This window comes from Arthrobacter sp. Dra40 (assembly GCF_059091905.1).
On record NZ_JBNHHB010000505.1, the window covers coordinates 1 to 1,205 of the forward strand.

Below are 1,205 nucleotides of genomic sequence, written 5' to 3' on the forward strand. Positions count from 1 at the left end.
GAGCGCGGCCTGACCACGGTCATCGCGGAGCTGCCGTCGCCTTTCCAGGCTGTCCGGGCGGATGTTGCTGGTACGGCGGCGGAAGGACTCGATTTCGTCCTCCAGCGCACGGATCCGGCCCTTCAAGGCCCACGCTTCGCCTTGCGCATCGTTGCTGCGTTCGCGGGCGGATTCGGCCTCTTTGGCCAGCTCCTTGGCCAGCACGGCGGCACGGCTGCGGGCAGCCGCGACACCGCCCGGGCTGAAATCGGCGTCGATTGCTGCGGTCTCCAGCTCTGCCCGGAAAGCGTCTTCGACTGACTGACGGGCCCGCAGCTCGGCTTGGGCCGCGGCCAGTTCCCGTTCCAAGGTCGCGACGGCGGCGCCACCTTCGCTGCCGTACCGCGCCGTCAGCTGTGCCGCCTTCTGTTTGAGCTCTGCCCGCGCCGCTTCGGCCGCTGAGAGGGCCCCGGCAGCTGCCGTTGCTTCCGCTTCCAGCCGGTCGATGTGCCGGTTGTGGCAGTCCCGCGCCAGGCGGCGCCGGTAGAGCGGCAGTGCCTCATCGGTCACGGCCCGGTTGCGGTCGAGCTGGGACTGGGCCTTCCGTAGCTGCTGGTGGAGCGCAGGCACGGGGGCCAGCAGGTCCCGCTGCTGGCGGGCGCGCTCCAGTTGCCGCCTGATGCTGCTGAGGTGGCTGAAGTCCTCCACGGCTTCTTCGGCTGCGGCCAGCGTTCGGGGCGTGTCCAGCACGTGGTTGCGGAAGAAGTCGTTGACGGTCCCGCCCAGGCCTTTCCCGGTCTGCAGAGTCCGCAGCAAGCCGAAGGCCTTTTCCTGATCAATGCCCAGCGCCTGCCGGAAGCGTTCTGCAAAAGCCTTGTGCGAATCAAAAACCTGGCTCCCGGGCATCAGGGCCTCAAGCGAGGTCTTGGTGAACCGGCCGAGCATGCCGGTTTCCAAGGCATCAATGTCGAGCGCCTTATGGTGCAGGGCATAGAAGCGGCCGACATTGTGTTCGGTGCCATTGGCGGGCAGGTCGAGCAGCACGGCCAGGCTGGTGGTCTGGCCCAAGGCGTTGTCGAATGTCAGACAGACCGCCGACCACGTGGCGCCGGGCCGCTGGTAGAACGTGGCGGTCTGTGAACCGTCGCCGCCTGCCGGCGTCGCACCCAGCCTTCCGCGCATGTAGCTGAAAGCGGTTCGCCGTTCCTCGGCGGCATTGCCGGCAT

The 1,205-nt window shown here is 68.0% G+C and carries 1 pseudogene; it reads right to left on the reverse strand.

The features are described 5' to 3' along the window. Nucleotides 1-1,205: pseudogene (locus AC5RWT_RS37585) on the reverse strand (ATP-binding protein); the annotation flags it as partial.